Below are 1,442 nucleotides of genomic sequence, written 5' to 3'. Positions count from 1 at the left end.
CACAGCTACAACGGATACGAGACCCCGGTAGCCATGGAGGAAAAACTGAGGGCAGCGGCATAAACCTTAACCGGTGTCCAAAATTACTTGACCAGATCAAGCCAGCTCCCACCTCGACCGCATCGGGCTCAAGCCATGCGCGGTACCTATAGGGGCCTGGCTTGCCAGCGATGAGGCCAGCACAGGCAGTACAAGACAGTTGCTCCTACAGGTACTGCAATGGTCTCGAAGCTTGCGCAGGACCTGTGGGAGCTGGCTTGCCGGCGATAGGGCGCGAAGCGCCCTCAGGGGGTAGAATGCCGCTTTTGCCAGTTTGCGACCCATGATGACTTCGCCGATCCAGACTCTGGAGCAACACCTGCTCGCCGCCCTCGACCCTGCCCCGCAGGAAACCCGCCGCCTGTTCCACGGCCGCGGCCGCTGCTGGGCGGGCCTGGAGCAGGTCACCGTCGACTGGCTGCAAGGCGTGCTGTCGGTCGCCCTGTTCCGCGAGCCGGCGCAAGGCCAGCTGGCCGAACTGGAGGCCATGCTGCGTACTCTCGCCGAGCGCCCGCAGTGGGCTGGCCAGGCCATCCTTCTCCAGCATCGCTACCTGCCCGACAGCCCGGGCCAGTGGCTGCTGGGCGAACCGTGCCAGCAGCGCGAGGTGGTCGAGGACGGGCTGACCTACCTGCTGGACCTGGGCGTGCGGCAGAACAATGGCTTGTTCCTCGACATGCGCTATGGTCGGCGCTGGGTGCGCGAGCAGGCGGCGGGCAAGCGCGTGCTGAACCTGTTCGCCTACACCTGCGGTTTCTCGGTGGCGGCGATTGCCGGTGGCGCCGAGCAGGTGGTGAACCTGGACATGGCCAAGTCGGCGTTGTCCCGGGGCCGTGACAACCACCGCCTCAATGGCCACGATGCGTCGCGGGTGGCGTACCTGGGGCACGAGCTGTTCAAGTCGTGGGGCAAGGTGCGCAAGTACGGGCCTTATGACCTGATCATCATCGACCCGCCGACCTTCCAGCGCGGCAGCTTTGTGCTGACCCAGGATTACGCGAAGATCCTGCGGCGCTTGCCGGAGTTGTTGAGCGAGGGCGGGACGGTGCTGGCGTGCGTGAACGACCCGGGCATCGGGCCGGAGTTTCTGATCGAGGGGATGGCGGAGCAGGCGCCGTCGCTGGCATTCGTCGAGCGGCTGGAGAACCCGCCGGAGTTTCCTGACGTGGACCCGGCGGGGGGCTTGAAGGCCCTGGTATTCCGCCAGGTCTGATGGTGCCTGTACCGGCCCTATCGCCGGCAAGCCAGCTCCCACAGGTACTGCACAGGTCTTGAGTACTGTGGAGTCCCTGTGGGAGCTGGCTTGAACTGGCCTAATGATTTTGGACACCTTCTTCGGGCGCTATGATGGCGCCCAATTGGAGGCAAAATCAGTGCGAAAATCTTATTCGAAAGAACACAAA

1 protein-coding gene is annotated in these 1,442 nt (G+C 64.1%); it reads left to right on the top strand.

Annotated features, from left to right (window positions below; translation table 11 throughout):
- The first annotated feature begins 325 nt into the window (after positions 1-325).
- Positions 326-1,252 (top strand): class I SAM-dependent methyltransferase, encoded by a 927-nt coding sequence (locus CAG34_RS27260; protein WP_085593517.1) that lies wholly within the window; start codon positions 326-328, stop codon positions 1,250-1,252.
- The last annotated feature ends 190 nt before the right edge of the window (positions 1,253-1,442 follow it).

This window comes from Pseudomonas sp. B14(2017), from assembly GCF_002113255.1.
In the GTDB taxonomy this organism is placed as follows: Bacteria; Pseudomonadota; Gammaproteobacteria; order Pseudomonadales; family Pseudomonadaceae; genus Aquipseudomonas; species Aquipseudomonas putida_Z.
Note: the sequence above shows the minus strand (reverse complement) of the source record. Positions and strands in the feature narration are given on the sequence as shown.

Coding starts and splice junctions, on each gene's coding strand:
- CAG34_RS27260 (WP_085593517.1), top strand. CDS start 326: ATGACTTCGCCGATCCAGACTCTGGAGCAACACCTGCTCGCCGCCCTC.